This is a genomic window from Actinomyces sp. oral taxon 170 str. F0386, assembly GCF_000195595.1.
In the GTDB taxonomy this organism is placed as follows: Bacteria; Actinomycetota; Actinomycetes; order Actinomycetales; family Actinomycetaceae; genus Actinomyces.
Genome location: NZ_GL882521.1, coordinates 1 through 586, shown reverse-complemented (window position 1 = coordinate 586; position 586 = coordinate 1). Strand labels below are relative to the sequence as shown.

Here is a 586-nt window from a genome sequence, read left to right as displayed (position 1 = left end):
TTCGACCTGGACCTGGCCCGCCAGGTCAACCAGACCGCCAACCGGATCCGGGGCCTATACACCCAGATCCACCCAGCCCTCGAGGCCGTGGTAGGGCCCTGGCTGGAGCACGACGCCGTCCTGGAGGTCATCGCCGCCTGGCCCACTCCAGCCGATCTGAAGCGAGCGGGCAAGGCAAGGATTGACGCCAGGCTCAAGAAGCACGGGTGCAGGCGGCACGCCACCTGGGCCGCCCAGATCGTCTCGGCCCTGGAGCACCAGAGCGTGGTGGTCGCTGGCACCGACGCCGCCGCAGTGGTGCTGCCCCACCTGGCCAGGCAGCTCATCGCGCTGCACGCTCAGCGGGCCGATGTCGCCGCCCAGGTCGAGACCCTGGTGCAGGCCCACCCTCTTTACCAGGTCCTGACCTCCATGCCCGGGATCGGGGTCAGGACCTCCGCCGTCTTCCTGGCCGAGACCCTGGGCAAGACCTTCGACACCGGCGCCCAGCTGGCCTCCTACGCCGGCCTGGCACCGGTAACCAGGAGATCAGGCTCCTCCATAAGGGGCGAGCACGTCTCCCACGGCGGCAACAAGAGGCTCAAGC

At 69.3% G+C, this 586-nt stretch carries 1 protein-coding gene; it reads left to right on the top strand.

Annotated elements, in window-relative coordinates; all coding sequences use genetic code 11:
- On the top strand, window positions 1-586 hold a 586-nt coding region (locus tag HMPREF9056_RS03510; protein WP_009402852.1), incomplete at both ends, for an IS110 family transposase.